Genomic DNA, 25,597 nt, shown 5'->3' with positions numbered 1-25,597 from the left:
GCGTGGACCCACTTTTCGACCGACAGGCCTTATTTACGTGACTTTCTCCGAACTCAATATCGACCAGGACATGGTGGACGCCCTCGCAAGCAAGGGCATCGTCGAGCCGTTCCCCATCCAGACGCAGACCATCCCGCTCGCCCTCGACGGCCAGGACATCATCGGTCAGGCCAAGACGGGAACCGGCAAGACCTTCGGCTTCGGCCTCCCGATCATCCAGCGGCTCGGGCTCGACCCGGCCCCCGGCGTCCAGGCGCTCGTCGTGGTCCCCACCCGCGAGCTCGCCGTCCAGGTCTACGAAGACCTCGAGCAAGCCGCCTCCAACCGCCCCACCACCGTCACCGCCATCTACGGCGGCAAGGCGTACGAGGGGCAGGTCGCCCAGCTCAAGGCGGGCGCGCAGATCGTGGTCGGCACTCCCGGCCGTCTGCTCGACCTCGCAGGGCAGCGCCTCCTCAACCTCTCCAACGTCCGCGAGATGGTGCTCGACGAGGCCGACAAGATGCTCGACCTCGGCTTCCTCTCCGACATCGAGAAGCTGTTCGCGCAGACCCCGGCGACCCGTCACACGATGCTCTTCTCGGCGACGATGCCCGGCCCGATCGTGGCGCTGGCGCGCCGGTTCATGACGCGACCGATCCACATCCGCGCGACCGACCCCGACGAGGGCCAGGTCCAGGCCAACATCAAGCACCTCATCTACCGCGCCCACTCGCTCGACAAGGACGAGGTGGTGGCGCGCATCCTCCAGGCCGAGGGCCGCGGCAAGACCGTGATCTTCACGCGCACCAAGCGGGCGGCGGCCAAGCTCGTGGAGGAGCTCGGCGACCGCGGCTTCAACACCGCCGCCGTGCACGGCGACCTCAACCAGGAGCAGCGCGAGCGCGCCATGGCCGCGTTCAAGGCCGGCAAGAAAGACGTGCTGATCGCCACGGACGTCGCCGCGCGCGGCATCGACGTCGATGACGTCACCCACGTCATCAACCACACCATCCCGGACGACGAGAAGACGTACCTGCACCGCGCCGGCCGCACCGGCCGTGCGGGCAAGACGGGTGTCGCGGTCACCTTCGTCGACTGGGAAGACCTCCACAAGTGGGCGCTCATCAACCGCGCCCTCGAGTTCGGCCAGCCCGAGCCGACCGAGACCTACTCGTCGTCGCCGCACCTGTACAGCGACCTCGGCATCCCGGAGGGCGCGAAGGGCCGACTCAAGTCGACCCCCGCGGTCAAGGCTCCCGAGAATCAGGACGGCGCCCGTCGCGGCTCGACCGGCCCGGCCAACCAGGGCGAGGGCCGCTCGCGCAACCGCCGTCGCACCCGCACGGGCGCGGCGTCCGGCGGCGAGGCGGCCGCGGTCAGCACGGCTCCCGACGGCGAGCAGAAGGCTCCGGCCACGGGCACCCACGATGGCGGCGGTTCGCAGCACCACGACGGCAACAGCGCGCCGCGCCGGCGCCGCCGTCGTTCGCGGGGCGGCTCGACCGCGACGCCCGCGAGCTGACCTCCGAACGATCTGACCTACACGCCGTCTGCCCTCCAGGGCAGGCGGCGTGTCCTGTCCGTCCGCTCCCGCGACGATCAGTACCAGACGATCAGTACCAGTTGGGGTCGTGGCTCATCTCGAAGTTCCACGCGGCGCAGGGCGAGCCGTAGGCGCGGTTGATGTAGTCGAGTCCCCAGTTCACCTGCGTGTTCTGGTTGGTCATCCAGTCGGAGCCTGCTGAGGCCATCTTGCTCGCCGGCAGCGACTGCGGGATGCCGTAGGCGCCGCTCGAGCTGTTGTACGCGTCCGCGCGCCAGCCCGACTCGTGGTTCCACAGCTTGATGAGGCAGCCCATCTGGTCCTGCCCCCAGCCGAACGCGCCGAGGCGACTGGAGGCGTAGGCCTGCGCCGCCGCCGGGTCGACGTTCATCCCGGGCGGAGGCGCGAAGCCGTCGGAGCCTCCACCGCTGTTGGCCGCCTGCTTCGCAGCCTCGGCGGCGGCGACACCCGCGGCGTACTGCTGCTCCACCGACGCCTCGGTGTTCTGCAACGACGCCAGCTGCGCGTACAAGGTGTTCGCGTGCTGCTTCTGGTCGGCGAGCTGCGCATCGGCCGCCGCCTTGGCCGCGGTGGCGACCTGCAGCGCCTTCTGCGCGTCCTTGTCGAGCTGGTCGCGGATCTTCTGCGCCGCATTCGCCTGCTCGCTGAGCGCGGCGGCGGCGTTCTTCTGCGCCGCTGCCTGGGCGAACAGGCTGGAGGCCTGGTCGGCGAGCTTGGACACCGCGCCGAGCTGATAAAGCAGCGAGGGACGGGAGGCGGCCGTCGCGGACGCGCTCGGCGACCCTGCACCGCCCAGGAACAGCCGGATCGACACGTCGGAGGTCCCCGAGCGCGTCAGCTGCGCCGCGAACTTGCCGCTCTGCGCACGGAGCTGATCGGCCTTCGCTGCGGCTGCCTGGGCCTGCTGGGCGATGTCCTGCGCCTTCTCCGTCGCCGACTTCAACGCGGCCTCCGCCTGCCCGTACTCGCCGAGGCGCTTGACGGCCAGGTCGCCCGCGGCATTGGCAGCGGTCTGCAGGGAGGTCAGGAGACCGTTGATCCGGTCCACCTCCGCTTGCGCCGCCGCGGCGTTGGCCTTCGCCGCCGCCACGTCGTTCCAGGAGGGGTAGTTGTCCGCGTTCGCGGGTGCCGCGCCGCCGGCCACGGTGAGGGCGCAGATCAGCGCCGCGACCGCGATCGAAGACATCCAGACTCGCCGAGCCACTCGAACCTCGCTTCCCGATCCCCGCGGACCAGGCTAACGGCAGGTTCCGCTCATCCGTAGAAGGGCGCCGCGCCTGTCGCTTCTTCGATCATGCGGTCGACGACGGCGGGATCCGTCGTGTTCTCCCCCAAACGGTTCGGCTTGCCGGCGCCGTGGTAGTCGCTGGAGCCGGTGATCGCGAGGCCGTACTTCTCGGCGTAGCGGCGCAACTCGGCCACGCCCTCCGGCCGGTTCTCGCGGTGGTCGAGCTCGAGCCCGAACAGGCCGGCCTCCACCAGCCTCCGGAGGCGCTGCTCCGGGATGACGCCGCGGCTGCTCGTCGCGGGGTGCGCCAGCACGGGCACGCCGCCCGCGCCGCGGATCAGACGGACCCCGGTCATCGGGTCGGGGGCGTAATGCGGCTGGAAGTACCCGCTGCGCCAGTGCAGGATGCCCGCGAACGCCGCGCTGCGGTCTTCCGCCAGACCGCGGGCCACGAGCGCGTCGGCGATGTGCGGACGGCCGACCGTCGCGCCCTCGGTGGCCTGGGCGAGCACGTCGTCCCAGGTGACGTCGTAGTCCTCCGCGATGCGGCGCACCATGTCCTCCGCGCGACGCATGCGGCCCTCGCGGATGCGCAGCGTCTCGGCGACGAGCGCGTCGTTCGCGGGGTCGAAGAGGTAGCCGAGCATGTGGACGCTGGCGAACTCGACGCGGGTCGACAATTCCATCCCCGGAATCACCGTCACTCCGACCTCGGCGCCCGCGGCGGCGGCAGCCGCCCACCCGGCCGTCGAGTCGTGGTCGGTCAGGGCGACCGTGCCCAGCCCGGCAACGGCGGCGGCGCGCACGAGCTCGGCGGGGGTCTCCGTGCCGTCCGACACGCTCGAGTGCGTGTGGAGGTCGACGGGCCCGCGGAACCGTCGCTGCGCAGCCATGCCCTCCATCCTAGGAGTGGAAGAATGGTGGGCATGTCGTCCGAGAACACCACCGCACCCGCCCCCACCGAGCAGGACGCCCCGCGCGCGACCTCGAACCGGTCGACAACGCCGGGTTCCGATGCGTTCCGCGAGTACATCGGCAGCAACTGGGCGGAGCGGCCGGAGGTCATCCCCGGCGCCCGCGAGCAGGCCTCCTACGCCGCTGCGCGCCGCGCCCGCGTGTCGGAGCTGTACCCGGGGCGTCGGCTGATCATCCCCGCTGGGCGGCTCAAGCAGCGTTCCAACGACACCGACTTCCCGTTCCGGGCGCACTCGGCATTCGCGCACCTGACCGGCTGGGGCTCCGACTCCGAGCCGGGCAGCGTGCTGGTGCTCGAGCCGACGGGGTCGGGCCACGAGGCGACCCTCTACTTCCGGGAGCGCGCTGGGCGCGACTCCGACGAGTTCTACGCCAACCCCGAGATCGGCGAGTTCTGGATCGGGCCCCGCCCGTCGCTCGCGCAGGTCGCCGGCGACCTCGGCCTGCCGACCCGCGGCATCGCCGACGTGGAGGCCGTCCTCGACGCGGTCGACGCCTCCACTCTCGTGCTGCGCGAGGCCGACCCCGAGCTGACCGACCGGGTCGATGCGACGCGCTTGGTCCTCGCCGCCGAGGCGGGTGCCGACCTCGACCCGGAGGACCACGGGGACGACGACGCGCTCGCCCGCGACCTGTCCGAGCTGCGCCTGGTCAAGGACGCCTTCGAGGTCGCGGAGCTGCGGGCGGCCATCGCGGCGACCGCCGCCGGCTTCGACGACGTGATCGGCGACCTCCCCCGCATCGTCGCGCACCCGCGCGGCGAGCGGCTCGTGGAGGGCGTCTTCAACGGCCGCGCCCGCGCGGACGGCAACGCGGTCGGCTACGACACCATCGCCGCGAGTGGCCCGCACGCCTGCATCCTGCACTGGACGCGCAACGACGGTCCCGTGGTGCCGGGCGACCTCATCCTGCTCGACGCGGGAGTGGAGGTCGACAGCTACTACACCGCCGACATCACCCGGACCTTCCCCATCGACGGCACCTTCACCGAGACCCAGCGGCTGGTCTACGAGACGGTGAGGGAGGCCGCCGACGCCGCGTTCGCCATCGTGCGTCCCGGCATCCGGTTCCGCGAGATCCACGCGACGGCGATGGCCGTCATCGCTCGCCGGACGGCCGAGTGGGGGCTGCTGCCGGTGACCGCCGAAGAGGCGCTGCAGGTCGACAACCAGCACCACCGGCGGTACATGGTGCACGGCACCAGCCACCACCTCGGGCTCGACGTGCACGACTGCGCGCAGGCCCGGCGCGAGCTGTACCTCGACGGCGTGCTCGAGCCCGGCATGGTCTTCACCATCGAGCCCGGGCTGTACTTCCAGCCCGACGACCTGACGGTGCCGGAGCGCTTCCGCGGCATCGGCGTGCGCATCGAGGACAACATCCTCGTCACGGCCGACGGCGCCGAGAACCTCTCGATCGCCCTCCCCCGCACTGCGGACGACGTGGAGGCCTGGGTCCGCCGCCTGAGCTGACGCCGAAGGGCACGTCGTTTTCGCTTCTCGACGCGGGAAGCGACAACGACGTGCCCTTCGAGCCGCTCAGAAGATGCGGAGACCGATCTCGGCGGGCGCGGCGAGGAGGCTCTCGATCTCGTCGTCGAGACGGACGAGCGTGATCGATGCACCCGCCATGTCGAGCGAGGTGCAGTACTCCCCCACGTAGCTGCGGCCGACGGTGATGCCCTTCGCCGCGAGCTGCTCGTGCGCGTGGCCGTACGCGATGTAGAGCTCGCTGATCGGCGTACCGCCGAGGCCGTTGACCATGAGCGCGACCCGGTCGCCGCGCTCGAACGGCAGGTCGGCCACCACCGGGTCGAGCAGGATGTCGACGAGCGCATCCGAGGGCTCGATCTTCGCGCGCCTCCGACCGGGCTCGCCGTGGATGCCGACGCCGATCTCGATCTCGTCGTCGCCGAGCTCGAACAGCGGCGATCCTTTCGCCGGCGGCGTGCACGCGGTGAGCGCGAGGCCCATCGTCCGGGTGACCGAGTTGACCTTCTCGCCGATCCGGACGACCTCGTCGAGATCGGCCCCGGCCTCGGACGCCGCGCCGACCGCCTTCATCACGAAGAAGTTGCCTGCGACGCCGCGGCGGCCGACCGTGTACGTGGAGTCCTGGACGGCGACATCGTCGTCGATGAAGAGTGTCCGGACGTTCACGCCGTCCGCGAGGCTCATCTCCTGGGCCATGTCGAACGCCATCTTGTCGCCCGTGTAGTTGTTCACCAGCAGCAGCACGCCTTTCGGCGAGGCGAGCAGTTTGGTGGTCTCGTACACGTAGTCCATCGGCGGCGCGGCGAACACGTCTCCCGGGCAGGCGCCGTCGAGCATCCCCTTGCCGACAGTGAGGACGTGCGCCGGCTCGTGACCGGAACCGGAGCCCTGGACGATCGAGACCTTGTCGTCGCGCGGGGCGTCCGCCCGCATGATCAGGTTGTACTCCGGCACATAGCGCAGCGTGTCCGGATTGGCGAGCGCGATGCCCTTCAGCATGTCGGGGACGTACTTCAGCGGATCGTTGACGAACTTCTTCATGGGGAACTGCTCCTTCGGGTGTGGGTTCGTGGAACGTGCGTGCCGGGTCCGGCCGGTTCACCCGCGCGGCCGGTCGGGCCACGCGGGTGCGAGTCGTTCGAGGATGACCGCGACCGCGACGGCCCCCGGATCGGGCGAGCCGATGCTGCGCTCGCCTGTGTAGGCAGCGCGACCGCGCATGGCCTGCATGGTCACGGTCGCGTCGGCGGCCTCCCGGGCGGACACGGCGGCCGCCGCGACGATGTCGTCGCTGTCGGTGCCGGCCTGCACGCCGGACTCGATGGTGTCGGTCATCGGGACGAGGGCGTCGAGGAGGGTCTTGTCGCCGACATCGGCGTTCCCGCGGGCTTTGATGCCCTCGATCGCCGCGCGCAGCATCGCGACCGCCTCCTCGCCCGTCAGCGTGTCTTTGCCTTTGGAGACCGTCGCAGCGCGCAGGAACGCCGTGCCCCAGATCGGCCCGGACGTTCCGCCGATGCGGCTGGTGATCGCCATGGCGACCTTCTGCAGAAAGGTGCCGATGTCACTGCGGTCGTAACCGTCCCAGTCCGCCAGGACGATCTCGAAGCCCCGGGCGAGCGAGAAACCGAAGTCGCCGTCCCCGACGACCGAGTCGAGGTCGCCGAACGCCTTCTCGTTGTCGACGGCTGTCTGCGCGATCGTGCGCACGACGAACTCGACGTCATCGAAGCTCTGGGTCATGTCCACTCCTTGCGTGTGCGTCCGATCAGGGGCGCGGACGGTCGAGGACCGCCGCGATGTCCGAGAGTTCCACCAGCGGTCCCGGCTTCACGCCGACCGGTGCGGCGAGCACCTCGGCGGGTTCGTCGGCATCGCCCAGCGACGACACGACGAGGGAGGCTCCGCTGAAGTCCTCCTCGGTGGTGTAGGCGCTCACGGTCACGAGCGTTCGCAGCCCCGCGTCGATCGCAGACCGCACGCCGTTGCCGCTGTCCTCCACCACGACTGCGTCGTCTGGCCCGATTCCGAGGCGCTCGAGAGCCAGCAGGTAGATGTCGGGCGCCGGCTTCTTGTGCGCGACGATGTCGCCCGCGAACACCGAGAACCGTTCGGCGAGGGTATCGCCGACCGCGTGCACGAGCACCGCGCGCACCGATGGCTCGGCCGAGGTGGAGGCCACGGCCAGCGTCCAGCCCGCGTCCGCGGCCTCCTGCACGATCCGGGCGATGCCCGGTCGCCCCGGAAGGGCCCCCGTCGCCACCAGGTCGGTGTAGATGGCCGTCTTGCGCTTGTGCCACTCGGCGAGCAGAGCGCGCTGCCCTTCCTCGTCGGCCGGGAGGCCGTTCGCGGCGACGAACTCGGGCGTGAGGGTGCTGGCCATCCGTTCCTTGCCTCCCCCGATCAGGACCTTCTGCCGGTAGTCGTCGTCGCTCCAGTGCACCGGCACCCCGAACTCGGCGAAGGTCTGGTTGAACGCCGGCAGGTGCCCGTTGCGCTCGGTGTCTGCGAGCACGCCGTCGCAGTCGAAGATCAGCGCGGGCATCGGCTCACCACGCCTTGCCCGCGCTGCCGAACGTCGCGGCGAGCCCCGTCGTCAGGTCGACGATGTGCCCACGAACGTCGCGGAACAGTGAGGGCGGGTCCCACTTGTCCGCGGCCTCCGCGCCCTTGAGGAACGCCAGGCTCGATTTCATGAACTCGATCTTGAGGGCCGTGGAGATGTTCACCTTGGCGCAGCCGCGCGAGATCAGGTCGTGGAACTGCGCGTCCGTCATCCCGCTGCCGCCGTGCAGGGCGATCGGCACGCCGGTCGCCTCCACCAGTTCGGTCACCCGCTCGAAATCAAGCTCGGGGGTCGCCGAGTACACGCCGTGCGCGTTGCCGATCGACGGCGCGAAGACGTCGACGCCGGTCTCGCGGATGAAGGTGACGGCGGTCTCCAGGCTCTGCCTGCGCGGTTCGGTGTCGGCGCCGATTCCGTCCTCCACGCCCTTGATCGCCTCGATCTCGCCCTCGACGTGCGCACCGTGCCTGCGGGCCTCGGCGACCACCTCGACCGTCTGGCGCTGGTTCTCCTCGACCGTGAGGGTGGAGGCGTCGAACAGCACCGAGTTCCAGCCGCGGTCGAGGCACTCGGTGATGACCGCGCGCTCCGGGCAGTGGTCGAGGTGCAGGGTGACCGGCACCTCGATGCCGGCGGTCATGGCCTCCCACATCGCGAAGAGGACGTCGGAGCCGATCGACTTGACCGTCTTCACCGAGGTCTGCACGATCACCGGCGAGTGCGCTTCGACCGCTCCGGCCAGCACGGCCTCCAGCGTCAGGTCGTTCACGATGTTGATCGCGGGGACGCCGTAGCGGCCCTCGAACGCCCTGTCGACGATCTCCTTCAGGGATACCACGGGCATGACCGACCTCCTCGTCCACTTGGAGGCTAGGCTGCCGCGGTCCCGCCGCGACACGGGAGGATCCCCCATCCGCCGGGTAGGGATTCCCCGCCCGGGCAGCGGCGACCTGCAGCCCGCGACCGCGATTCAGCGGCGGCCGGAGGCGAGCCCGGCCAGCGCGGTGCGGTTCGCCGCACCCGTCTTGCGCAGCAGCGCTCCGACATGCTTCTCGACAGTCTTCACCGAGAGGTGCAGCTCGGCCGCGATGGCCTTGTCGGTGATCCCTTGCTCGACGAGAGTGCGCACCTCCCGCTCGCGGGCGGTCAGCGGCTCGGGGCCGCCCGTGAGCGAGATCGAGAATCGGCTCAGGATCTCGGGGCTGAGCAGGAGGTCGCCCCGCGCCGCCGCGACGACCGCGCGCGCGATCGACGCGGGCTCGGCGCTCAGCTCGACGAAGCCGGCGGCTCCGACGCCCGCCGCACCGATCAGCCGGTCATCGGCGATCGACCCGATCAGCAGCACCACCCGCACCTCGTCGTCCACCGCGCGCAGGTGGGAGGTCAACTGCGTACCGTCGACGTGCGGCAGATCGAGAGCGGAGAGGACGACGTCGGGCCGCAGCAGATCGAACGCCTCCATCGCCGCCTCGGCGTCGCCGACCTCCGCGACCACCTGGATGTCGGGCTCGGCCAGCGCGAGCGAGCGCACCAGCCCCGAACGGATCAGTGGGATGGGGTGCACGATCAGCAGCCGCCACCGCGACCGGTCGGGCTCGGGCGACAGCGCGGCGACGGGCAGCTCGGCCCGCACCCGCGTGCCCCACTGCGGCGTGGACTCGACGTGCACGCTGCCGCCGAGGTGCTCGGCGCGGGCGGCGAGCCCCTGCAGGCCCAGGCCGCGCAGCGGTCGGTTCGGCGGACGGCTGAGGCCCGTGACGTCGAATCCGCGGCCGTCGTCCTCGATGAGCGCCGTGACCTCGCGCTCGCCGTAGACGAGCCCGACGCGCACGCGATGCGCCGACGCGTGCTCGACCACGTTGGTGAGCGACTCCTGTACGATCCGGAACAGCTGCCGGACCGTCTCCGGCGCGAGCGCGCCGGGCTCGCCGACGACGACCAGCCGGGTGCTGAGCCCAGCGGCCGACTCCGCCCACGCCAGCTCGAGGGCGATCGCCTCGCTGAGCGAACGGCCGTCGAGCTGCTCGGGCCCGAGACCGAGCACGGTGCGCTGAGTCTCGCTCAGCGCGGAGCGGGCCGCACGCCGAGCCTGGGCGAGCGCCTCACCGGCGGGCTCCCCCACCGCGAGGCGCCGCTCCGCCTCGTCGAGCCGGAGGAGGATATCGGCGAGGCCGCGCCCGACGGTGTCGTGGACGTCGCGGACCACGCGCTCCCGCTCGCTGGCGACCGCGGCCTCCTGCGACCGCTCGGCCGCGATGGCGTGCAGGCGGGCATTGGTGATCGCGATGCCCGCGTGCGCCGCGAAGCGCTCCACCAGGGAGGCCTCCTCCGAGGTGAAACGTCGCCCGGCCTCCCGGCTGAAGACCACGACGGCGCCGATGATGGCGTCGTTCCAGCGGATCGGGACCCCGATCGTCGCGTGCAGGAGGTCGCGATCGGCTCCCTGGATGTGGCCTCCGCGCACCTGCCCGTACTCGTCGAACAGGACCGTGGAGCGTGCGCGCACGACCTCCCCGGTCACGCCCTCATCAAGTGGGAACGTCGTGCCGGACTGGCAGCCGACACCGAGGTCGACGTCTTTGCGGTACGTGCCGGAGGCCTCGTCGACGGTGCAGATCGAGCCGCTGTCGCAGTCGAGCAGCTCGAGGGTGTGGCGCAGGATGCGCTCCAGCAGCGGTCCGGGCGCGAAGTGGCCCGCCAGGTCCTCGGCCATCGCGGCGAGGGTGTCGAACTGCGCGCGCAGTGCGGCCTCCGAGGCGGGCGCCACGGTTCTCGGGTTCTCGGCTTCCATGCTGTCCTCATCGACATCTTGCGCCCGAGCACCCCGCGTGCGCCACCCTCCGGACGACTCAGGCGGGCGGCGCCGGCGGGAGGCCGTCGTCGCCCGCGCTCGGAGCGGGCGGCGGGTCGGACGGGTGCTGCGGCTGCGTCCAGCCTCCCGGCGCCGGGGCGATGTCGGGTTCGCCGCCGAGGAGGTTGCGCGCCCGGTTGACGAGATCGGGGTCGACCAGCACCGAGTAGCTCGTGGCGATCACCTGCATCACCGATGTGTAGTCGCGTCGGCGGCGGTTGATCGCGTAGGACACGACGCCGAACAGCATGCCGAATCCGGCGCCGATGAGCACCGCCGCGATCACGAAGGCGTAGCTCACGGTCGGCGAGAAGATGAGCAGCAGGAGGCCGAAGAAGATGCCGAGCCAGGCTCCCGAGGCCGCACCCGCCAGCGCCACGCGGCCCCAGGTCAGCTTTCCGGTCACGCGCTCCACGCTCTTGAGGTCGCTGCCGACGATCGACACCTTGTCGACGGGGAAGTCGGCGCGGGCCAGGACGTCTACGGCCTGCTGCGCGTCGAGGTAGGTCTCATACGTGGCCACGACCTCTCCCCGGGGCATGGTCGGGAAGAGCATCCGGTTTCGTCCGCCGAGCGGGCTGGGAGTGGTCATGCTTCATTGTCCCATCCTCACCGTCCGCCCGGCCGGAAGGGCTTAAGTTATTAGTCGTGAGCACCCGCATCTTCGTCGCCCGACTGGCCGGCACCAGCGTGTTCGATCCGGTCGGCGACCGGGTCGGACGCGTCCGCGACGTCTTGGTGGTGTACCGCAAGGACGATCCGCCCAGCGTCGTGGGTCTCATCGTGGAGATCCCGGGCAAGCGGCGCGTGTTCCTCTCGATCGGTCGAGTGACCAGCATCTCGAGTGGGCAGATCATCACCAACGGCCTGATCAACGTGCGCCGATTCGAGCAGCGCGGCGGCGAGGTGCGGGTCATCGCCGAGCTGCTCGGCCGCAAGGTCGTCTTCACCGACGGCACGGGCGAGGCGACCATCGAGGATGTCGCGATCGAGGAGTCCGACACCGGCGAGTGGGCGGTCAGCCAGCTCTTCGTGCGCCGCCCGAAGACCGGCTCCTCCCCGTTCGGCAAGGGCCCGACCACCTTCGCGACCTGGAACGAGGTGCGCGAGAAGCAGGCCCGCGGCGAGGCGCAGTCCGCCGAGCAGCTGATCGCGACCTACTCGGAGCTCAAGCCAGCCGACCTCGCGAACACCCTGCTCGACCTCCCGCAGCAGCGCATGCTGGAGGTCGCCGAGGAGCTCCCCGACGACCGCCTGGCCGACGTGCTGGAGGAGATGCCCGAGAGCGAACAGGTGCAGATCCTCTCCCAGCTCGACGACGACCGCGCTGCCGACGTGCTCGATCAGATGCAGCCCGACGACGCCGCCGACCTGATCGCCCAGCTCTCCGACGAGCGCGGCGAGCACCTCCTGGAGCTGATGGAGCCGGAGGAGGCGGACGACGTCCGCATGCTGCTGACCTACGCGCCGGAGACCGCGGGCGGCCTCATGACCACCGAGCCGATCATCGTCTCGGCCGACGCCACCGTCGCGGAGGGGCTCGCGCTGATCCGCCGGCACGAGCTCGCCCCCGCGCTCGGCGCCGCGGTGTGCGTCACACTGCCGCCGTACGAGGCGCCCACCGGACGGTTCCTCGGCATCGTGCACTTCCAGCGGATGCTGCGCTACCCGCCGCACGTGCGCCTCGGCACGCTCCTCGACCCCAGCCTGGAGCCGGTGACCGCCGACACCTCCGCGGCCGAGGTGTCGCGCATCCTGGCCAGCTACAACCTCGTCTCGGTCCCGGTGGTGGACGAGAAGCATCGGCTCGTCGGGGTGGTGACCATCGACGACATCCTCGACTATCTGCTCCCCGACGACTGGCGAAGTCAAGACGAGGACGAGCCCGTGAAGGCGCCGTCCGACGAGACCGGCAGTATCCGCATCGTGAACGGAAGGAGGGGCGGAAGTGGCACGAGGTAGGCAGGACGCGAGCCTGGACGCCCCGAAGGGCCTCCGCACATCGGTGCTCCCCCGGCGCGACCCGGTCGAGCAGAGCGACCGGTTCGGCCGGTTCACGGAGTGGATCGCACGCGGCATGGGCACACCCTGGTTCGTCCTGGGGCTGACCATCTTCGTGGCGGCCTGGATGCTGTGGAACACGCTCGCCCCAAACGCGTGGCGGTTCGACTCGGCCGCACTCGGATTCATCGCCCTCACGCTGGTGCTGTCGCTGCAGGCCTCGTACGCCGCCCCGCTGATCCTGCTCGCGCAGAACCGGCAGGACGACCGCGACCGCGTGCAGATCGAGCAGGACCGCCAGCGTGCGGAGCGCAACCTCGCCGACACCGAGTACCTCGCGAGGGAGGTCGTCGCGCTGCGCCTGGCGGTCAAGGACATGGCCACCAAAGACTTCATCCGCGCCGAGCTGCGCGCCCTGCTGGAGGACCTCGAGAAAGGCGAGCCCGGCCCGATCGGCACGGGCGAGGGCGGACGCGCGCGTGCCTGAACCCGACCTCGCCGGCTCCGACCTGGCGGAGCTCGTCCGCCGGGCGCTGGGCGGCGTGCTCGACCCCGAGATCCGCAAACCCGTCACCGAGCTCGACATGATCGGCGGCGTGGAGGTCGACCCCACCGGCCACGCGACGGTGCGGGTGAAGCTCACGATCGTCGGCTGCCCTGCGGCCGACGCCATCGAGCGCGACGTGCGTGCGGCCACCTCCGCCGTGGCCGGCGTAACAAACGTGACCGTCGACGTCTCGGTCATGTCGCCCGCCGAGCGCGCGGCGCTCACCGAGAAGCTGCGCGGAGGGCGCGCCTCCCGAACACCACAGTTCGCGCCGGACTCGCTGACGCGCATCTACGCCGTCACCAGCGGCAAGGGCGGCGTCGGCAAGTCCACGATCACCGCGAACCTCGCCGTCGCCCTCGCCGAGCGCGGCTTGCGGGTCGGTGTCGTGGACGCCGACGTGCACGGCTTCTCGGTGCCGGGCCTCCTCGGCCTGACCGACGCCGACGGCGTCGCGGTGCGGCCCACCCGTGTGGACGACATGATCCTGCCTCCGGTGGCGTACGGCGTGAAGGTGATCTCGATCGGGATGTTCGTCGACTCGGCCTCCGCCGCTGTCGCCTGGCGCGGCCCGATGCTGCACCGGACCATCCAGCAGTTCCTCGGCGACGTCTTCTTCGGCGATCTCGATGTGCTGCTGCTCGACCTGCCGCCGGGGACCGGCGATGTCGCGATCTCGGTCGGGCAGCTGCTTCCGCAGGCCGAGGTGCTCGTCGTGACCACCCCGCAGCCGGCGGCGGCCGACGTCGCGGAGCGCAGCGGCGTGGTCGCGCGGCAGACCGGCCAGCGCATCGTCGGTGTCGTCGAGAACATGGCGGGACTGGTGCAGCCCGACGGCAGCGTGCTGGAGCTGTTCGGCTCCGGCGGCGGTGCGGAGGTCGCACGACGCCTGAGCGCCGGGCAGGAGGCGCCGGTGCCGCTGCTCGCGAGCGTGCCGCTCAGCGTGCCGTTGCGCGCCGGCGGCGACGCGGGTGCGCCCATCGTGGTCACCGATCCGCAGGATCCTGCCGCCGTCGCCATCCGCGCCGTGGCGGCGGGGCTCGCCGTGCGCCCGCGCGACCTCCCCGGCCGCAAGCTCCCGCTCTCGACCCGCTGAGCGCGCGAGCCGCCGCTCCGTGCGGGTCAGCCCATGCGGGTCAGCCCGCGCCGATCAGGAGGGCTCGACGATGCGGGCGAGGAGCTCGATGAGGAGGCGCTCGGTGACCGGGCGCGGCAGCGCCTCGATCAGGGCGAGCAACGGCGCCTGGTCGTTGGGGAGGCCCGGAGCGTCGCCCGCGATCCCCACCGCCCGCAGGATGCCGGCAGCGGTGTCCGAGTCGAGCGGCGCGCCGGAGAGCGGCGGAAGGGCGGCCAGCGCCGCCTCCGCGTCGACGGGCGGCGTGCCGCGCACGTCGTCCGCCGAGGCCCGCAGAACGGCCTCCAGCTCGTCGATCCGGTCCTTGGTGACCGGCGTGATCGTCAGATGGGTCGTCGCAGGCAGTCTGGTGCCGTCCGACTGGGTCAGCCCCGGCTGCAGCTGCAGGTGCCATCCGCGCAATCGCGCCCGGTCGGCCCACTGGTGCGGGTCGACGCGGCGGTCGGCAGGCAGTTCGTCGTCCGTCGCCACCGCCAGCAGCGGCCCCGTGGGAGAGCCGACGACGCGCAGCCCCTCGATGTCGCCGACGATGTCGGCCAGCGCCCGCGTCGCGTGCAGGCACGCGTCGGCGAGCTCGGCGAAACCGCGGGCCCCGAGGGCTTGGATGATCGCCCACGACGCTGCGAGCGCGCCCGCCGATTTCGACCCGAGCAGGGTCGGGTTCACGACCGGGTAGCCGGGCCAGCCGGTCGTCGCGAAGTACTGCAGCCGCTGCCGGTCGCGACCGCGCTGCAGGAGCACGCTCGCGCCCTTGGGCGCGTAGCCGAACTTGTGGAGGTCGGCGGAGACGCTGGTGACACCGGCGACCCGGAAGTCCCACGCGGGCAGCGCCGACCCGTCGGCCTCCCGCCAGAACGGCAGGATCCACCCGCCGATGCACCCGTCGACGTGGAGGTCGACGCCGGCCTCGTCGCAGGCCGCCGCCACCTCCTCCACCGGGTCGAGGGAGCCGTACGGGTACGACGGAGCGGAGACGACGGCCAGCGCGACATCCGGCCCGAGCCGCTCGATCAGCCGGCGGGCCTCCAGCCGGCCGGTGCGCGCGTCGACGGGCACGAGATCGAGGTCGAGGCCGAAGTACTCCGCCGCCTTGTGGAAGGCCGCGTGCACGGTCACCGGAGCCAGGATCCGGGGCCGGCCGGTGCCGCCCGCCGCGCGCCAGGCCTCGCGGGCGGTCTTGACGGCCAGGAGGCACGACTCGGTGCCGCCGGAGGTCACCGAGCCGACGACCTCGTCTCCGCCGTGGAGGAGCTCCCGGGCGAAGCCGAGCACCTCGCGCTCCATGACGGCGACCGACGTGAAGGTGGTGGGATCGAGCCCGTTGACCGGCTGCACGAGGCGGACGGCCGCCGCGGCCAGCTCGTCGAGCTCGGCGACACCGGAGTCGTACACGTAGCTGAGCACGTGGCCGCCGTGGGTCGGCGCGTCGGCGGCGCGCAGTGCCGACAGCCGGGCGAGGATCGCGTTGCCGTCAAAGGACCTCATCGACGTCTCCCTTCCGGAGCCGGTAACGGACGAGCGGCACGAGACTGACGGCGACGATGGCCGCCGGGATGAGGCTGAACGCCAGCACGATGCCCGCGACCGCGCTCGCCGGCTGGCTGACGCCCGCCGTCGCCGCCGAGGGGTCCGCTGCGCCCGAGATGTAACCGGCGATGCCGATGACCGTGGTGAACGCCGCCGCCCCGAGGGCCATGCCGGTCGTCTCCCCCGCGGTCCACATGCCGCCGAACGTCCCGGCGCGGCCCGGCCCCTTGCTGCGCGCGTCGTGCGAGATGACGTCGGGCAGCATCGACATCGGGAGGGACTGCATCCCGGCGTAGGCGGCGCCGGCGAGGGCCACCGATGCATAGACCCACGCGCCGGGGAACCAGATCAGCAGCACCATGGACAGCGCGGCGACCCCGAAGAGCACGCTCGCGATCCGGAACCCGCGCTCCTTGCCGATCCGGCGCGCCACGATCCCCCACACCGGCGTGATGACGAGAGCCGGACCGATCAGGGCGAGGAAGAGCAGCGTCACGGCGTCTTCGGAGTGCAGCACCCAGGTCGCGACGTAGTTCGCACCCGTCAGCATCATCCCGGTGGCGAGCCCCTGCAGGAGGAACGTCAGCAGGAGTGCGCGGAACGGCTGGCTGTCGCGGAGGGCGCCGATCCCGGCCGCGTAGTTGGTGCGGAGGGTGACCAGCACGCTGTCGCGAGGAGGAAGCACGGCGGCGGGCTGCTGGCGCGGAGCGACGAACGCGGAGACGAACATGCCCGCCCCGATCACGAGCCCCGCCACGAGCGCCATGACGAAGTACGCGAAGAACCCCGATCCGCCGCCGAGCTGGCGGAGCGCGGGCCCACCGGCCCCGAACAGCAGGATCGCGAACGTCAGCACGACCACCCGCCAGGTCAGCAGCCGCGTGCGCTCGTCGTAGCCCGCGGCCAGTTCAGCGGGGAGGGCGATGTACGGCACCTGGAACAGACTGAACGCCGTCGCCGTGACGACGAAGGCCAGGAAGACCCAGAGCGCCGACAGCGCCGTCGGCGTCCCGGGAGGAACCGCGAAGGTCAGCAGGAAGAACACCGGCAACGCGACGGCTCCCACCAGCATCATCGGGCGGCGCGATCCGCGCGCGGCCAGCATCCGGTCGCTCCGGGCGCCGATCACCGGATCGATGATGACGTCCCAGACCTTCGCGACCGTCACGACGGCACCGGCGACGAACGCTGCGACCCCCAGCGACTCGGTCAGGTAGTAGACGAGGACCAGCCCGGGGAGCGTCGCGAAGCCTCCGGTGCCGAGCGATCCGACGGCGTAACGGGCGACAGTCGACCGGGTCAGCGACTGCTGCGTTGCGATCATTCCCGCATCGTATTGGATGCACAGGCGTATCGGGGCGCGACCCGGGCCGATCAGGCGTGTTCTGCCGCGCTCAGGTGGATTCCGCGTCGAAGGGCGGCACCGACCCGGCGGGGAGGGCGCCCTTGCGCTGCGCGTACGCCGACTGGGTCACCGGCTTGATCGCCGACGGGGCCGGCGTGTCGTCCATCAGGGCTTCGCGCACGATCCGGCGCGGGTCGTACTGCCGGGGATCGAGCTTCTTCCAGTCGACGTCGTCGAAGTCGGGGCCCATCTCTTCTTTCATACGTTCTTTCGCGCCATTGGCGAAGTCGCGCATCGAACGGATGAACTGGCTGAACTTGGCCGCGTACTGCGGCAGGCGCTCGGGACCGATGAGGAACGCGGCGATAACCGCGATAATGAGGAGTTTCTCCGGAGTCAGGCCGAACACACATACAGAGTATCGCGCGCGGCTGCACGAATGCTGGATTACGTGGGCCTATTCTGGGTCGGGAGCCACCCGACGGGAGAACAGTGTCAGACAAGGACTCGAACTGGAGATTCGCCGACGACGTCATCGTCGAGAGCGAGGTCATCACGCGGGCTCGCCAGCAGTCCCTCGAGCTGGGCGTCGAGCCCATCGCCCCGAGCACGGGCGCGCAGGTGGCCGTCGTGGTCGCGGCGACGGCCGCTGAGAACATCGTCGAGATCGGCACCGGTGTCGGTGTCTCCGGCCTGTGGCTCCTCACCGGGGGCACGCAGGCCCAGCTGACCAGCATCGACGTCGAGGTCGACCACCAGCAGCATGCGCGAACGTTCTTCACCGAGGCCGGGATCTCGGCCAACCGGGTGCGGCTCATCACCGGACGGGCGCTCGACGTGCTCCCCCGGATGAACGAGAACTCGTACGACATCGTCTTCGTCGACGCCGACCCGCAGTCGGTGATCGAGTACGTCGAGCACGGCCTCCGACTGGTGCGCCCCGGGGGCACCGTGCTCGTGGCCCGTGCCCTCTGGCGGGGCAGGGTGGCCGATCCGGCCGCTCGTGACCCGCTCGCGACGGGCTACCGCACCCTCATCACCGAGACCGCGGCCTCCGGCGCCGTCATCAGCGCGCTGTCCCCCGCGGCGGACGGGCTGCTGCAGATCACCAAGCTGACGCCGTAGAGGGGCTCAGACACGAAGAAGAGGCCCCGGCATCGGGGCCTCTTCTGTTCGGGTCGATCCTCAGGAGGCGCTCACGACACTCGCGAGAGCGTCGTGGAGCTCCTTTGCCTCCGCGTCATTGACGGAGACGACCAGGCGTCCCCCACCTTCGAGCGGCACCCGCACGATGATGAGCCGTCCCTCCTTCACAGCCTCCATCGGCCCGTCCCCGGTCCTCGGCTTCATGGCCGCCATGCAGCTCCCCTTTCGTGGATGTCTCCTCCATTATCCGACATCCGGGGCGAGCGGGGGAAATCGCCCGTCTACCCCACCGCGCAATGGGCCGCGCGCGAGCGTGACCTACGTGTGGATCACGGCGGCGACCAGTCGGCGCCGTCCACCCCCCAGCAGATCGCGATCCAGCCCACCTGCAGCAGCAGGCAGAGCACGACGACCGCGACCCGGTACACGCGGCTCTTCGGCAGCGCGACGACACCCAGCAGCGGGAACAGCGGCATCAGGATCCGGAAGGTGCTCGACTGCGGGAAGAACACGGCGAGCACGTAGAGCGAGTAGGCGGCGATCCAGAACCGCAGGTCGACGCCCAGGCGGCGCACGGGAGGCGAGAAGAGCAGCACCGCGAAGACCGCCACGATCAGCAGCATGGCGACGACACCGACCCAGCCGGGGATGCCCAGCATCACGCTCGCCCACCAGTCGGCGCCCTGGAACCACGGCGTGAACGGCACCAGGTGCGTGTACCCGATGTACGGCGCGCGCCAGGCCAGCTCGGTGTCGGTGTACGCGGTCGCCGAGCCGGTGGCAACGGCCGCGATCGCCGGCCACGCCAGGCCCGCGACCGCGCTGAACACCGCGAGGCCCGCGCTCAGTGCCTGCTCCCGGATCGGGAACGGCTCGCGCCTCCGGCGCACCCAGCGATAGATCACGTGGAGGCCGACGGCCAGCGCGAACGCGAGCCCGCTCGGGCGGGTGAACGCCATCACCAGGACGACCGGGAACAGCCAGCCGTAGCGTCGTTCAACCAGCAGGAGCAGCGCGGTCGCCAGCAGCAGGAGGTAGAGCGACTCGGCATAGGCGACCTGGAACAGCGGTGAGACCGGCGCGACGCAGAACAGCACGACGGCGAACAGGCTGGTCGACGAGCCGAGCCCGACGCGCAGCAGCAGCCGGTAGAACACCAGGGCCGCTCCCGCAGCGCACGCGAGCGAGACGAGCACGGCCGCCGGCGACCACGGCAGCCGGGTGACGAACATGACCGCGTCGACCAGCCACGGATAGCCCGGCAGGAAGGCCCACGCGTTCTCGGTGACGTGACCGTCGGCCACCGGCAGCGAAGCGGGATACCCCCAGCCGGCGACGATGTTGTACCAGAGGCCGTCCCAGATGGTCGCGTACGAGAAGTAGTCGGGGTGCGCGCCCGTCCACGGGTTCTTGCCCTGGTTCGCCGCGAAGATCAGCAGGATGACGGTGGTGACGACCCGGCTGGCGAGGAAGATCGCGAGGACCCGCACCCACCACCGCGACCACCAGGGTGCGGCGGGAGGGGCCACGGCCTCCTCGGCCTCAGCGGGCGCCGGGACCGCTGAGCCAGGCACGGAGGCCCGCCTCCACCGAGACGATCTGCTCCACGTCGACGCGCTCGTCGTCGGCGTGCGCCTTGAGCGGGTCGCCGGGGCCGTAGTTGACAGCGGGGATGCCGAGGGCGCTGAACCGCGCCACGTCGGTCCAGCCGTACTTGGGCTTCGCGACGCCGCCGACCGCGGCGACGAACTCCTGCGCCAGCGGGGCGTCGAGCCCCGGCCGCGCGCCGTCCGCCCGGTCGACCACGGTGATCTCGTAGCCGTCGAACAGCTCGTGCATGTAGGCGATGGCCTCCTCCGAGCTGCGGGAGGGCGCGAACCGGTAGTTGACGTGCACCATGGCCTCGTCGGGGATGATGTTGCCCGCGACTCCGCCCGAGATGCCGACGGCGTTGAGGCCCTCGCGGTACACGAGCCCGTCGACCTCCACTTCGCGTGCGGTGTAGCCCGCGAGGAGGTCGAGGACCGGCGCGATCTTGTGGATGGCGTTGTCGCCCACCCAGCCGCGGGCGGAGTGCGCGCGCAGGCCGTAGGCCCGGACCTCCACCCGCAGGTTGCCGTTGCAGCCGCCCTCGACGACGCCGTTGCTCGGCTCACCGAGGATGGCGAAGTCGCCGACGAAGAGGTCGGGACGGTTGCGGGCGAGCCGGCCGAGACCGTTGAGCTCGGCGTTGACCTCCTCGTGGTCGTACCACATCCACGTCACGTCGATCGCGGGGTCGGTCAGCTCGGCAGCGAGCTTGAGCTGCACGGCGACGCCGGCCTTCATGTCGACGGTGCCGCGGCCCCAGAGATAGCGGACGCCGCCCTCGTCCTCGAAGCGGGTCGGCAGGTTGCCGTTGAGCGGGACGGTGTCGATGTGGCCGGCGATCAGCGCGCGGCGCTCGCGCCCCAGGTTCGTGCGCGCCACGACGGTGTCGCCGTCGCGGATGATCTCGAGGTGCGGCAGCGGCGAGAGCGCCTCGACGATGGCGTCGGCGAGCGTCCGCTCGTCGCCCGAGACCGACTCGATGTCGCAGATCTGTCGCGTGAGGTCGATGGACGTGGCGGTGAGGTCGAGAGGCACCCTACTAATCTAGGGGCTATGCCATCCGACTTTCCTGACGAGTCCGTCGCGTCCGTGGACGCCCGCTCCGCGTGGGGCTACGGCCTGGCGACGATCGCCGCGGACGGGACGGTGCTCGACACCTGGTTCCCCGAGCCGAAGCTCGGCCGCATCCCGGCCGGGCGCGAGCGCTGGATCGCGCCCGCCGACCTCGAGGAGCTCGCCGGCGACGACGCGCGCCGCAATGTGCGCATCGACATCGTGACCGTCGAGATCGAGCTCGACGCCGCCCCGGCCTCCACCCCGGACGCCTACCTGCGCCTCCACCTGCTGTCGCACCTCCTAGCCCGCCCGAACACGGTGAACCTCGACGGCATCTTCGCCCACCTGCCGATCGTGGCCTGGACCAACGCCGGCCCCGTCCTCCCGGCCGACCTCGAGCGGCTGCGACCGCGACTGCAGCGTGCCGGAATCCACGTGACCGGCATCGACAAGTTCCCGCGTCTGCTCGACTATGTGACGCCCGACCGCGTGCGCATCGCCGACGCCTCACGCGTGCGGCTCGGCGCCCATCTCGCTCCCGGCACCACCGTGATGCACGAGGGCTTCGTCAACTTCAACGCGGGGACGCTCGGCTCGTCGATGGTCGAGGGCCGCATCTCGCAGGGCGTCGTCGTCGGCGACGGCTCCGACGTCGGCGGCGGCGCCTCCATCATGGGAACGCTCTCGGGCGGCGGCACGCAGCGCGTCGCGATCGGCGAGCGCGCGCTGCTCGGCGCGAACTCCGGCATCGGCATCTCGATCGGCGACGACACCGTCGTGGAGGCCGGCCTCTACGTGACGGCGGGAACCAAGGTCGTCGTGGTCGACTCCCCGCCGACCGCCGACGGGCGCCCGCAGACGGTGAAGGCCGTCGAGCTCTCCGGCGTGCCCGGCCTGCTGTTCCGCCGCAACTCGCTCACCGGCGCCGTGGAGGTCCTCCGCCGCTCCGGCACGGGCGTCGAGCTGAACGCCGACCTCCACGCCTGACCGCAGCGCCGAGGGGCACGTCGTTGTCGCTTTTCGGCGCGAAAAGCGACGACAACGTGCCCCTCGGGGTGGTCGCGACTCTCAGACGAGGGTGAGGACCGACGCGGGGTCGGCCAGGATCCGGCCGACGTCGGCGAGGAAGCGTGAGCCCTGCTCGCCATCGACGATGCGGTGGTCGAACGTGACGGCCAGCGTCAGCACGTCGCGCAGGGCGATCCCGCCCTGGTGCTCCCAGGGCTGGCGGCGCACGGCGCCGACGGCGAGGATGGCCGCCTCCCCCGGCGTCAGGATCGGCGTGCCCGCATCCACGCCGAAGACGCCGACGTTGGTGATGGTGATCGTCCCGCCGGTGAGAGCGGCCGGCGGTGTCTTGCCCGACCGTGCGGTGGTGGCGAGCTCGCGGATGGCGCCCGAGAGTTCGGCGAGCGAGAGCCGGTCGGCGTCACGGACGATCGGCACCATCAGGCCTCGCGGCGTCGCCGCGGCGATGCCGAGGTGGATGGCCCGGGGTTGCACGATCTCCTGAGCCGCGTCGTCCCAGCGCGAGTTGACCTCTGGCGTGCGACGGGCGGCCAGACAGAGCGCCTTGGCGATCACCGCGAGCAGGCCTGGCCGTGCCTCCGCGAGGTTGGGCCGTGCCCGGAGCCGCTCGATGAGCTCGGTCGTCGGAGTCACGTCGACCGTCAGGAAGACGGTGGCCTGCGGTGCACCGAACGCGCTGCGGACCATCGCCTCGGCCGTCGCCTTGCGCACGCCGCGGATCGGGATGCGGACCTCGTCGGGTGCCTCGCGTCCGGCGGCGGGCGCAGCCGGTGCGGTCGGTGCGGTCGGTGCGGTGGTCGTGGAGGTCGACGCCTGGTACGCGTCGAGGTCGGCGCGCGTGACGAGACCGCGATCGCCCGTACCGGTGACCGCGGCGAGGTCGATGCCGCGCTCACGGGCCAGCTTGCGGACGGGCGGGGTCGCGCGCGGACGTTCCTGCACCTCGATCGCCGGCGCCGCCGCGGCTGGCGCGGCGGGTTCGGGAGCGGGTGCCACGACAGCCTCCGCCGCGACAGCCGAGACGATGCCCGGTCGAGCCCGGCGTGCCGGCCTGCCCTTGGCGTCGGGTCGGGCGCCGTAGCCGACGAGCATCGGCTCCCGAGCGTCGTCCTGGGCACCGGCGGAGGCCGCTCCGGCCTCCTCGGGAGCCGGATCGCTACCGGGCGCGCCTGCCACTTCGAAAGCGACCAGAGGCTCCCCCACCGTGACGGTCACGCCCGGCTCGACGTACAGCCGCGACACCGTGCCCGCGTACGGCGCGGGCAGCTCGACGAGCGCTTTGGCGGTCTCCACCTCGGCGATGATCTGGTTCAGGTGGACGGTGTCGCCCACGGCGACGTGCCAGCTCACGAGCTCCGACTCGGTCAGCCCTTCACCGAGATCCGGGAGGGCGAAGTCCTTGACCGCCATCAGTCCTCCACCCCGCTGAGCGAGTTCGGGCGGTCCATCGCGCGGTCGATGCCGTCGAGGATGCGGTCGAGGTCGGGCAGGTGCGCGGCCTCCAGCTTCGCCGCCGGGTACGGGATGTCGTGGCCGGTGACCCGGACGGGCGCGTGCTCGAGGTGGTAGAAGCAGCGCTCGGTGATCGACGCCGAGATCTCGGCGCCCAGTCCTCCGGAGAGCGCGGCCTCGTGCGTGACGACGAGACGCCCGGTCTTGCGCACGGAGGCGGCCACGGTGTCGAGGTCGAGCGGAGACAGTGACCGGAGGTCGATGACCTCCACCGACACGCCCTCGTCGGCCGCGGCCAGGGAGGCGTCGGTCGCCAGCTGCACCAGGCCGCCGTAGGTCACCAGCGTGACATCGTTGCCGGGGGCGACGACCCGTGCGGTTCCCATCGGGCGGGCGTCCTGCAGCGGAGCCTGCTCATCGACGTCGCCCTTCGCGTGGTAGCGGCGCTTCGGCTCGAAGAACAACACGGGGTCGTCGGAGGCGATCGCCTGCTGGATGAGCGTGTACGCGTCCTGCGGCGTCGACGGGCTCACGACGCGCAGGCCCGCGGTGTGCGCGAAGTACGCCTCGGGCGAATCGGAGTGGTGCTCCGCCGCGCCGATGCCGCCCGCGAACGGCACGCGGATGGTGATCGGCATGCGGACGGCGCCCGCCGTGCGGTAGTGCATGCGGGCGACCTGACTGACGATCTGGTCGAAGGCGGGGTAGACGAAGCCGTCGAACTGGATCTCGACGACCGGTCGCAGTCCGCGGTACGCCATCCCGACGGCGGTGCCCAGGATGCCCGACTCGGCGAGCGGCGAGTCCATGACGCGACGGGGTCCGAACTCGGTCTGGAGGCCGTCCGTCACGCGGAACACGCCGCCGAGGGTGCCGATGTCCTCCCCCATCAGCACGACCCTGTCGTCGTCGGCCAGCGAGCGACGGAGGCCGGCGTTGATGGCCTTGACCATGGTGAGCGCTGTCATCGGTCACCGCCCACGAACGTGCGCAGGTAGCGCGAATAGTGGTCCCGCTCCCGGGCGAGCCCGGTATGCGGCTCGGCGTAGACGTTGTCGAAGACCGTCATCGGGTCGGGATCCTGGAGGGAGACGACACCCTTCCGCATCTCGGAGGCGACCGCGTCGGCGTGCTCCTGGATCGCGGTGAGACGCTCGGGAGTCAGCATCCCCGCGGAGGCGAGGTGCGCCTCCAGGCGGGTGATCGGGTCTTTACTGCGCCACTCGTCGAGCTCGGCGGGGTCGCGGTACCGGCTCGGGTCGTCGGCGGTCGTGTGCGGCCCCATGCGGTAGGTGACGGCCTCGATGAAGGTCGGGCCGCCTCCGCTGCGGGCGCGGTCGAGGGCGGACCGCGTCACGGCCATGACCGCGAGCACGTCGTTGCCGTCGACGCGCACGCTCGGGACGCCGAAGCCCGGGGCGCGCTCGGCGATCGGGCGCTGCGCCTGGAGGCCGACGGGCTCGGAGATCGCGTACTGGTTGTTCTGGCAGAAGAAGATGACCGGGGCGGCGTAGGTCGCGGCGAAGATGAGCGCCTCGTTGACATCGCCCTCGGAGGTCGCGCCGTCGCCGAAGTACGCGATCGAGGCGGCGTCGGTGCCGTCGGCCTGGATGCCGATGGCGTATCCGGTGGCGTGCAGGGTCTGCGCGCCGATGATGACCTGCGGGGTCGCCATGTTGATGTCGTACGGGTTCCACCCGCTCTGGGCCGTGCCGCGCCAGACACGCAGCAGGTCGACGAGGCCGGCGCCGCGGCAGTACGCCACGCCGTGCTCGCGGTAGCTGGAGAAGACGAAGTCGTCGCGGCGGAGGGCACGGCCGGAGCCGATCTGGGAGGCCTCCTGACCGAGCAGCGGCGGCCACAGGCCGAGCTCGCCCTGACGCTGCAGGGCGGTCGCCTCAGCATCGATGCGGCGGATGACGACCATGTCCTCGTAGAGGCCGAGGAGCTGTTCGGGTCCGATGTCGGAGACCCAGGCGTCGAAGCGGACGTCGCTGACGCGCTCGCCCTCAGGAGTCAGCAGACGGACGGTGTCCGCGCCTGCCGGAAGGTGGACGTCGTCCAGTCTGGTGTCGGGCTGATTGTCGATCGTCACGGTTCACGCAACCTT

At 71.3% G+C, this 25,597-nt stretch carries 24 protein-coding genes; 7 read left to right on the top strand and 17 right to left on the bottom strand.

All coding sequences use genetic code 11. The features are described 5' to 3' along the window. Positions 1 to 70: 70 nt before the first annotated feature. Entirely contained in the window at positions 71 to 1,504 is a 1,434-nt protein-coding gene (locus tag ASF88_RS13840) for a DEAD/DEAH box helicase (RefSeq protein ID WP_200935304.1), read from the top strand. 91 nt (positions 1,505 to 1,595) lie between these two features. Here the strand turns inward: ASF88_RS13840 and ASF88_RS13835 are convergent, their stop codons facing one another. Both ASF88_RS13835 and ASF88_RS13830 read right to left on the bottom strand, forming a co-directional pair. After that, the gene (locus tag ASF88_RS13835; protein ID WP_055919463.1) at positions 1,596 to 2,732 is read right to left on the bottom strand and encodes a hypothetical protein; all 1,137 of its coding nucleotides are present in this window, start codon (positions 2,730 to 2,732) and stop codon (positions 1,596 to 1,598) included. A gap of 68 nt (positions 2,733 to 2,800) precedes the next feature. After that, a complete protein-coding gene (locus ASF88_RS13830) occupies positions 2,801 to 3,667 on the bottom strand; it encodes a PHP domain-containing protein (RefSeq protein WP_055919459.1) in 867 nt (288 codons plus the stop codon). Between the two features lie 33 nt (positions 3,668 to 3,700). Here ASF88_RS13830 and ASF88_RS13825 point away from each other — a divergent pair, with 33 nt between their 5' ends. Beyond that, positions 3,701 to 5,221, top strand: a complete 1,521-nt coding sequence (locus tag ASF88_RS13825) for an aminopeptidase P family protein (RefSeq protein ID WP_235493449.1) — start codon at positions 3,701 to 3,703, stop codon at positions 5,219 to 5,221. A 66-nt stretch (positions 5,222 to 5,287) separates the two neighbouring features. Here ASF88_RS13825 and dhaK read toward each other — a convergent pair whose 3' ends face one another. From dhaK to ASF88_RS13795, 6 genes are all read right to left on the bottom strand, one after another. Continuing rightward, entirely contained in the window at positions 5,288 to 6,283 is a 996-nt protein-coding gene (gene dhaK / locus ASF88_RS13820; protein ID WP_055919453.1) for a dihydroxyacetone kinase subunit DhaK, read from the bottom strand. A gap of 57 nt (positions 6,284 to 6,340) precedes the next feature. Further along, positions 6,341 to 6,985, bottom strand: coding sequence for a dihydroxyacetone kinase subunit DhaL (dhaL, locus tag ASF88_RS13815; protein ID WP_055919450.1), 645 nt, complete (start codon positions 6,983 to 6,985; stop codon positions 6,341 to 6,343). A gap of 25 nt (positions 6,986 to 7,010) precedes the next feature. Beyond that, a complete protein-coding gene (locus tag ASF88_RS13810; RefSeq protein WP_055919447.1) occupies positions 7,011 to 7,787 on the bottom strand; it encodes an HAD-IA family hydrolase in 777 nt (258 codons plus the stop codon). A 4-nt stretch (positions 7,788 to 7,791) separates the two neighbouring features. Further along, complete coding sequence (locus tag ASF88_RS13805) at positions 7,792 to 8,652, bottom strand: class II fructose-bisphosphate aldolase (RefSeq protein ID WP_055919444.1); 861 nt, start codon at positions 8,650 to 8,652, stop codon at positions 7,792 to 7,794. Positions 8,653 to 8,778: 126 nt separating this feature from the next. Further along, positions 8,779 to 10,599, bottom strand: coding sequence for a hybrid sensor histidine kinase/response regulator (locus ASF88_RS13800; RefSeq protein ID WP_055919441.1), 1,821 nt, complete (start codon positions 10,597 to 10,599; stop codon positions 8,779 to 8,781). A 58-nt stretch (positions 10,600 to 10,657) separates the two neighbouring features. Then, the gene (locus ASF88_RS13795) at positions 10,658 to 11,251 is read right to left on the bottom strand and encodes a general stress protein (RefSeq protein ID WP_055919438.1); all 594 of its coding nucleotides are present in this window, start codon (positions 11,249 to 11,251) and stop codon (positions 10,658 to 10,660) included. A gap of 56 nt (positions 11,252 to 11,307) precedes the next feature. Between ASF88_RS13795 and ASF88_RS13790 the strand changes: the two genes are divergently transcribed. Genes ASF88_RS13790 through ASF88_RS13780 form a run of 3 tightly spaced genes read left to right on the top strand, consistent with a single transcriptional unit; the run spans position 11,308 to position 14,303 of the window. After that, positions 11,308 to 12,621, top strand: a complete 1,314-nt coding sequence (locus ASF88_RS13790; RefSeq protein ID WP_235493448.1) for a magnesium transporter MgtE N-terminal domain-containing protein — start codon at positions 11,308 to 11,310, stop codon at positions 12,619 to 12,621. Continuing rightward, entirely contained in the window at positions 12,608 to 13,147 is a 540-nt protein-coding gene (locus tag ASF88_RS13785) for a DUF1003 domain-containing protein (RefSeq protein ID WP_055919433.1), read from the top strand. The genes ASF88_RS13790 and ASF88_RS13785 overlap by 14 nt, the downstream gene beginning before the upstream one ends. Beyond that, positions 13,140 to 14,303, top strand: coding sequence for an Mrp/NBP35 family ATP-binding protein (locus tag ASF88_RS13780; RefSeq protein ID WP_055919430.1), 1,164 nt, complete (start codon positions 13,140 to 13,142; stop codon positions 14,301 to 14,303). The genes ASF88_RS13785 and ASF88_RS13780 overlap by 8 nt, the downstream gene beginning before the upstream one ends. 54 nt (positions 14,304 to 14,357) lie before the next feature. On the opposite strand, the gene ASF88_RS13775 is transcribed toward ASF88_RS13780, so the two are convergent. From ASF88_RS13775 to ASF88_RS13765, 3 genes are all read right to left on the bottom strand, one after another. Next, entirely contained in the window at positions 14,358 to 15,827 is a 1,470-nt protein-coding gene (locus ASF88_RS13775) for a pyridoxal phosphate-dependent decarboxylase family protein (RefSeq protein ID WP_055919427.1), read from the bottom strand. Continuing rightward, on the bottom strand, positions 15,814 to 17,193 hold the full coding sequence (locus tag ASF88_RS13770; RefSeq protein ID WP_055919424.1) for an MFS transporter: 1,380 nt from the start codon (positions 17,191 to 17,193) through the stop codon (positions 15,814 to 15,816). The genes ASF88_RS13775 and ASF88_RS13770 overlap by 14 nt, the downstream gene beginning before the upstream one ends. A 70-nt stretch (positions 17,194 to 17,263) precedes the next feature. Further along, entirely contained in the window at positions 17,264 to 17,623 is a 360-nt protein-coding gene (locus ASF88_RS13765; RefSeq protein WP_055919421.1) for a hypothetical protein, read from the bottom strand. An 83-nt stretch (positions 17,624 to 17,706) separates the two neighbouring features. Here ASF88_RS13765 and ASF88_RS13760 point away from each other — a divergent pair, with 83 nt between their 5' ends. Next, complete coding sequence (locus ASF88_RS13760; RefSeq protein WP_055919419.1) at positions 17,707 to 18,339, top strand: O-methyltransferase; 633 nt, start codon at positions 17,707 to 17,709, stop codon at positions 18,337 to 18,339. Positions 18,340 to 18,399: 60 nt separating this feature from the next. Here ASF88_RS13760 and ASF88_RS20145 read toward each other — a convergent pair whose 3' ends face one another. The 3 genes from ASF88_RS20145 to dapE all read right to left on the bottom strand — a co-directional run bounded on the left by ASF88_RS20145 (position 18,400) and on the right by dapE (position 20,985). Then, on the bottom strand, positions 18,400 to 18,573 hold the full coding sequence (locus tag ASF88_RS20145; protein ID WP_021764147.1) for a DUF3117 domain-containing protein: 174 nt from the start codon (positions 18,571 to 18,573) through the stop codon (positions 18,400 to 18,402). A 116-nt stretch (positions 18,574 to 18,689) separates the two neighbouring features. Further along, entirely contained in the window at positions 18,690 to 19,934 is a 1,245-nt protein-coding gene (locus ASF88_RS13755; RefSeq protein WP_055919416.1) for a hypothetical protein, read from the bottom strand. Next, positions 19,903 to 20,985, bottom strand: coding sequence for a succinyl-diaminopimelate desuccinylase (gene dapE, locus ASF88_RS13750; protein WP_055919414.1), 1,083 nt, complete (start codon positions 20,983 to 20,985; stop codon positions 19,903 to 19,905). The genes ASF88_RS13755 and dapE overlap by 32 nt, the downstream gene beginning before the upstream one ends. An 18-nt stretch (positions 20,986 to 21,003) precedes the next feature. On the opposite strand from dapE, the gene dapD reads away from it, so the two are divergent. After that, on the top strand, positions 21,004 to 21,993 hold the full coding sequence (gene dapD, locus ASF88_RS13745) for a 2,3,4,5-tetrahydropyridine-2,6-dicarboxylate N-succinyltransferase (protein WP_055919412.1): 990 nt from the start codon (positions 21,004 to 21,006) through the stop codon (positions 21,991 to 21,993). An 81-nt stretch (positions 21,994 to 22,074) separates the two neighbouring features. Here dapD and ASF88_RS13740 read toward each other — a convergent pair whose 3' ends face one another. Genes ASF88_RS13740 through pdhA form a run of 3 tightly spaced genes read right to left on the bottom strand, consistent with a single transcriptional unit; the run spans position 22,075 to position 25,576 of the window. Further along, positions 22,075 to 23,445, bottom strand: a complete 1,371-nt coding sequence (locus tag ASF88_RS13740) for a dihydrolipoamide acetyltransferase family protein (protein WP_055919409.1) — start codon at positions 23,443 to 23,445, stop codon at positions 22,075 to 22,077. After that, positions 23,445 to 24,455 carry an alpha-ketoacid dehydrogenase subunit beta gene (locus ASF88_RS13735; RefSeq protein ID WP_055919406.1) on the bottom strand — a complete coding sequence of 337 codons (1,011 nt, stop codon included), beginning with the start codon at positions 24,453 to 24,455 and terminating at the stop codon, positions 23,445 to 23,447. The genes ASF88_RS13740 and ASF88_RS13735 overlap by 1 nt, the downstream gene beginning before the upstream one ends. Continuing rightward, the gene (gene pdhA, locus ASF88_RS13730) at positions 24,452 to 25,576 is read right to left on the bottom strand and encodes a pyruvate dehydrogenase (acetyl-transferring) E1 component subunit alpha (RefSeq protein WP_055920481.1); all 1,125 of its coding nucleotides are present in this window, start codon (positions 25,574 to 25,576) and stop codon (positions 24,452 to 24,454) included. The genes ASF88_RS13735 and pdhA overlap by 4 nt, the downstream gene beginning before the upstream one ends. Positions 25,577 to 25,597: the final 21 nt, after the last annotated feature.

Source organism: Leifsonia sp. Leaf336, from assembly GCF_001423695.1.
Taxonomy (GTDB): Bacteria; Actinomycetota; Actinomycetes; order Actinomycetales; family Microbacteriaceae; genus Leifsonia.
The sequence above is the reverse complement of the archived record's forward strand: the minus strand, read 5'-3'. Positions and strand labels throughout refer to the sequence as shown.

What these genes read in the sequence shown, in the direction of transcription:
- ASF88_RS13840 (WP_200935304.1), top strand. Translation starts at nt 71, where the DNA reads ATGGTGGACGCCCTCGCAAGCAAGGGCATCGTCGAGCCGTTCCCCATC.
- ASF88_RS13835 (WP_055919463.1), bottom strand. Translation starts at nt 2,732, where the DNA reads ATGTCTTCGATCGCGGTCGCGGCGCTGATCTGCGCCCTCACCGTGGCC.
- ASF88_RS13830 (WP_055919459.1), bottom strand. Translation starts at nt 3,667, where the DNA reads ATGGCTGCGCAGCGACGGTTCCGCGGGCCCGTCGACCTCCACACGCAC.
- ASF88_RS13825 (WP_235493449.1), top strand. Translation starts at nt 3,701, where the DNA reads ATGTCGTCCGAGAACACCACCGCACCCGCCCCCACCGAGCAGGACGCC.
- dhaK (WP_055919453.1), bottom strand. Translation starts at nt 6,283, where the DNA reads ATGAAGAAGTTCGTCAACGATCCGCTGAAGTACGTCCCCGACATGCTG.
- dhaL (WP_055919450.1), bottom strand. Translation starts at nt 6,985, where the DNA reads ATGACCCAGAGCTTCGATGACGTCGAGTTCGTCGTGCGCACGATCGCG.
- ASF88_RS13810 (WP_055919447.1), bottom strand. Translation starts at nt 7,787, where the DNA reads ATGCCCGCGCTGATCTTCGACTGCGACGGCGTGCTCGCAGACACCGAG.
- ASF88_RS13805 (WP_055919444.1), bottom strand. Translation starts at nt 8,652, where the DNA reads ATGCCCGTGGTATCCCTGAAGGAGATCGTCGACAGGGCGTTCGAGGGC.
- ASF88_RS13800 (WP_055919441.1), bottom strand. Translation starts at nt 10,599, where the DNA reads ATGGAAGCCGAGAACCCGAGAACCGTGGCGCCCGCCTCGGAGGCCGCA.
- ASF88_RS13795 (WP_055919438.1), bottom strand. Translation starts at nt 11,251, where the DNA reads ATGACCACTCCCAGCCCGCTCGGCGGACGAAACCGGATGCTCTTCCCG.
- ASF88_RS13775 (WP_055919427.1), bottom strand. Translation starts at nt 15,827, where the DNA reads ATGAGGTCCTTTGACGGCAACGCGATCCTCGCCCGGCTGTCGGCACTG.
- ASF88_RS13770 (WP_055919424.1), bottom strand. Translation starts at nt 17,193, where the DNA reads ATGATCGCAACGCAGCAGTCGCTGACCCGGTCGACTGTCGCCCGTTAC.
- ASF88_RS20145 (WP_021764147.1), bottom strand. Translation starts at nt 18,573, where the DNA reads ATGGCGGCCATGAAGCCGAGGACCGGGGACGGGCCGATGGAGGCTGTG.
- dapD (WP_055919412.1), top strand. Translation starts at nt 21,004, where the DNA reads ATGCCATCCGACTTTCCTGACGAGTCCGTCGCGTCCGTGGACGCCCGC.
- ASF88_RS13740 (WP_055919409.1), bottom strand. Translation starts at nt 23,445, where the DNA reads ATGGCGGTCAAGGACTTCGCCCTCCCGGATCTCGGTGAAGGGCTGACC.
- ASF88_RS13735 (WP_055919406.1), bottom strand. Translation starts at nt 24,455, where the DNA reads ATGACAGCGCTCACCATGGTCAAGGCCATCAACGCCGGCCTCCGTCGC.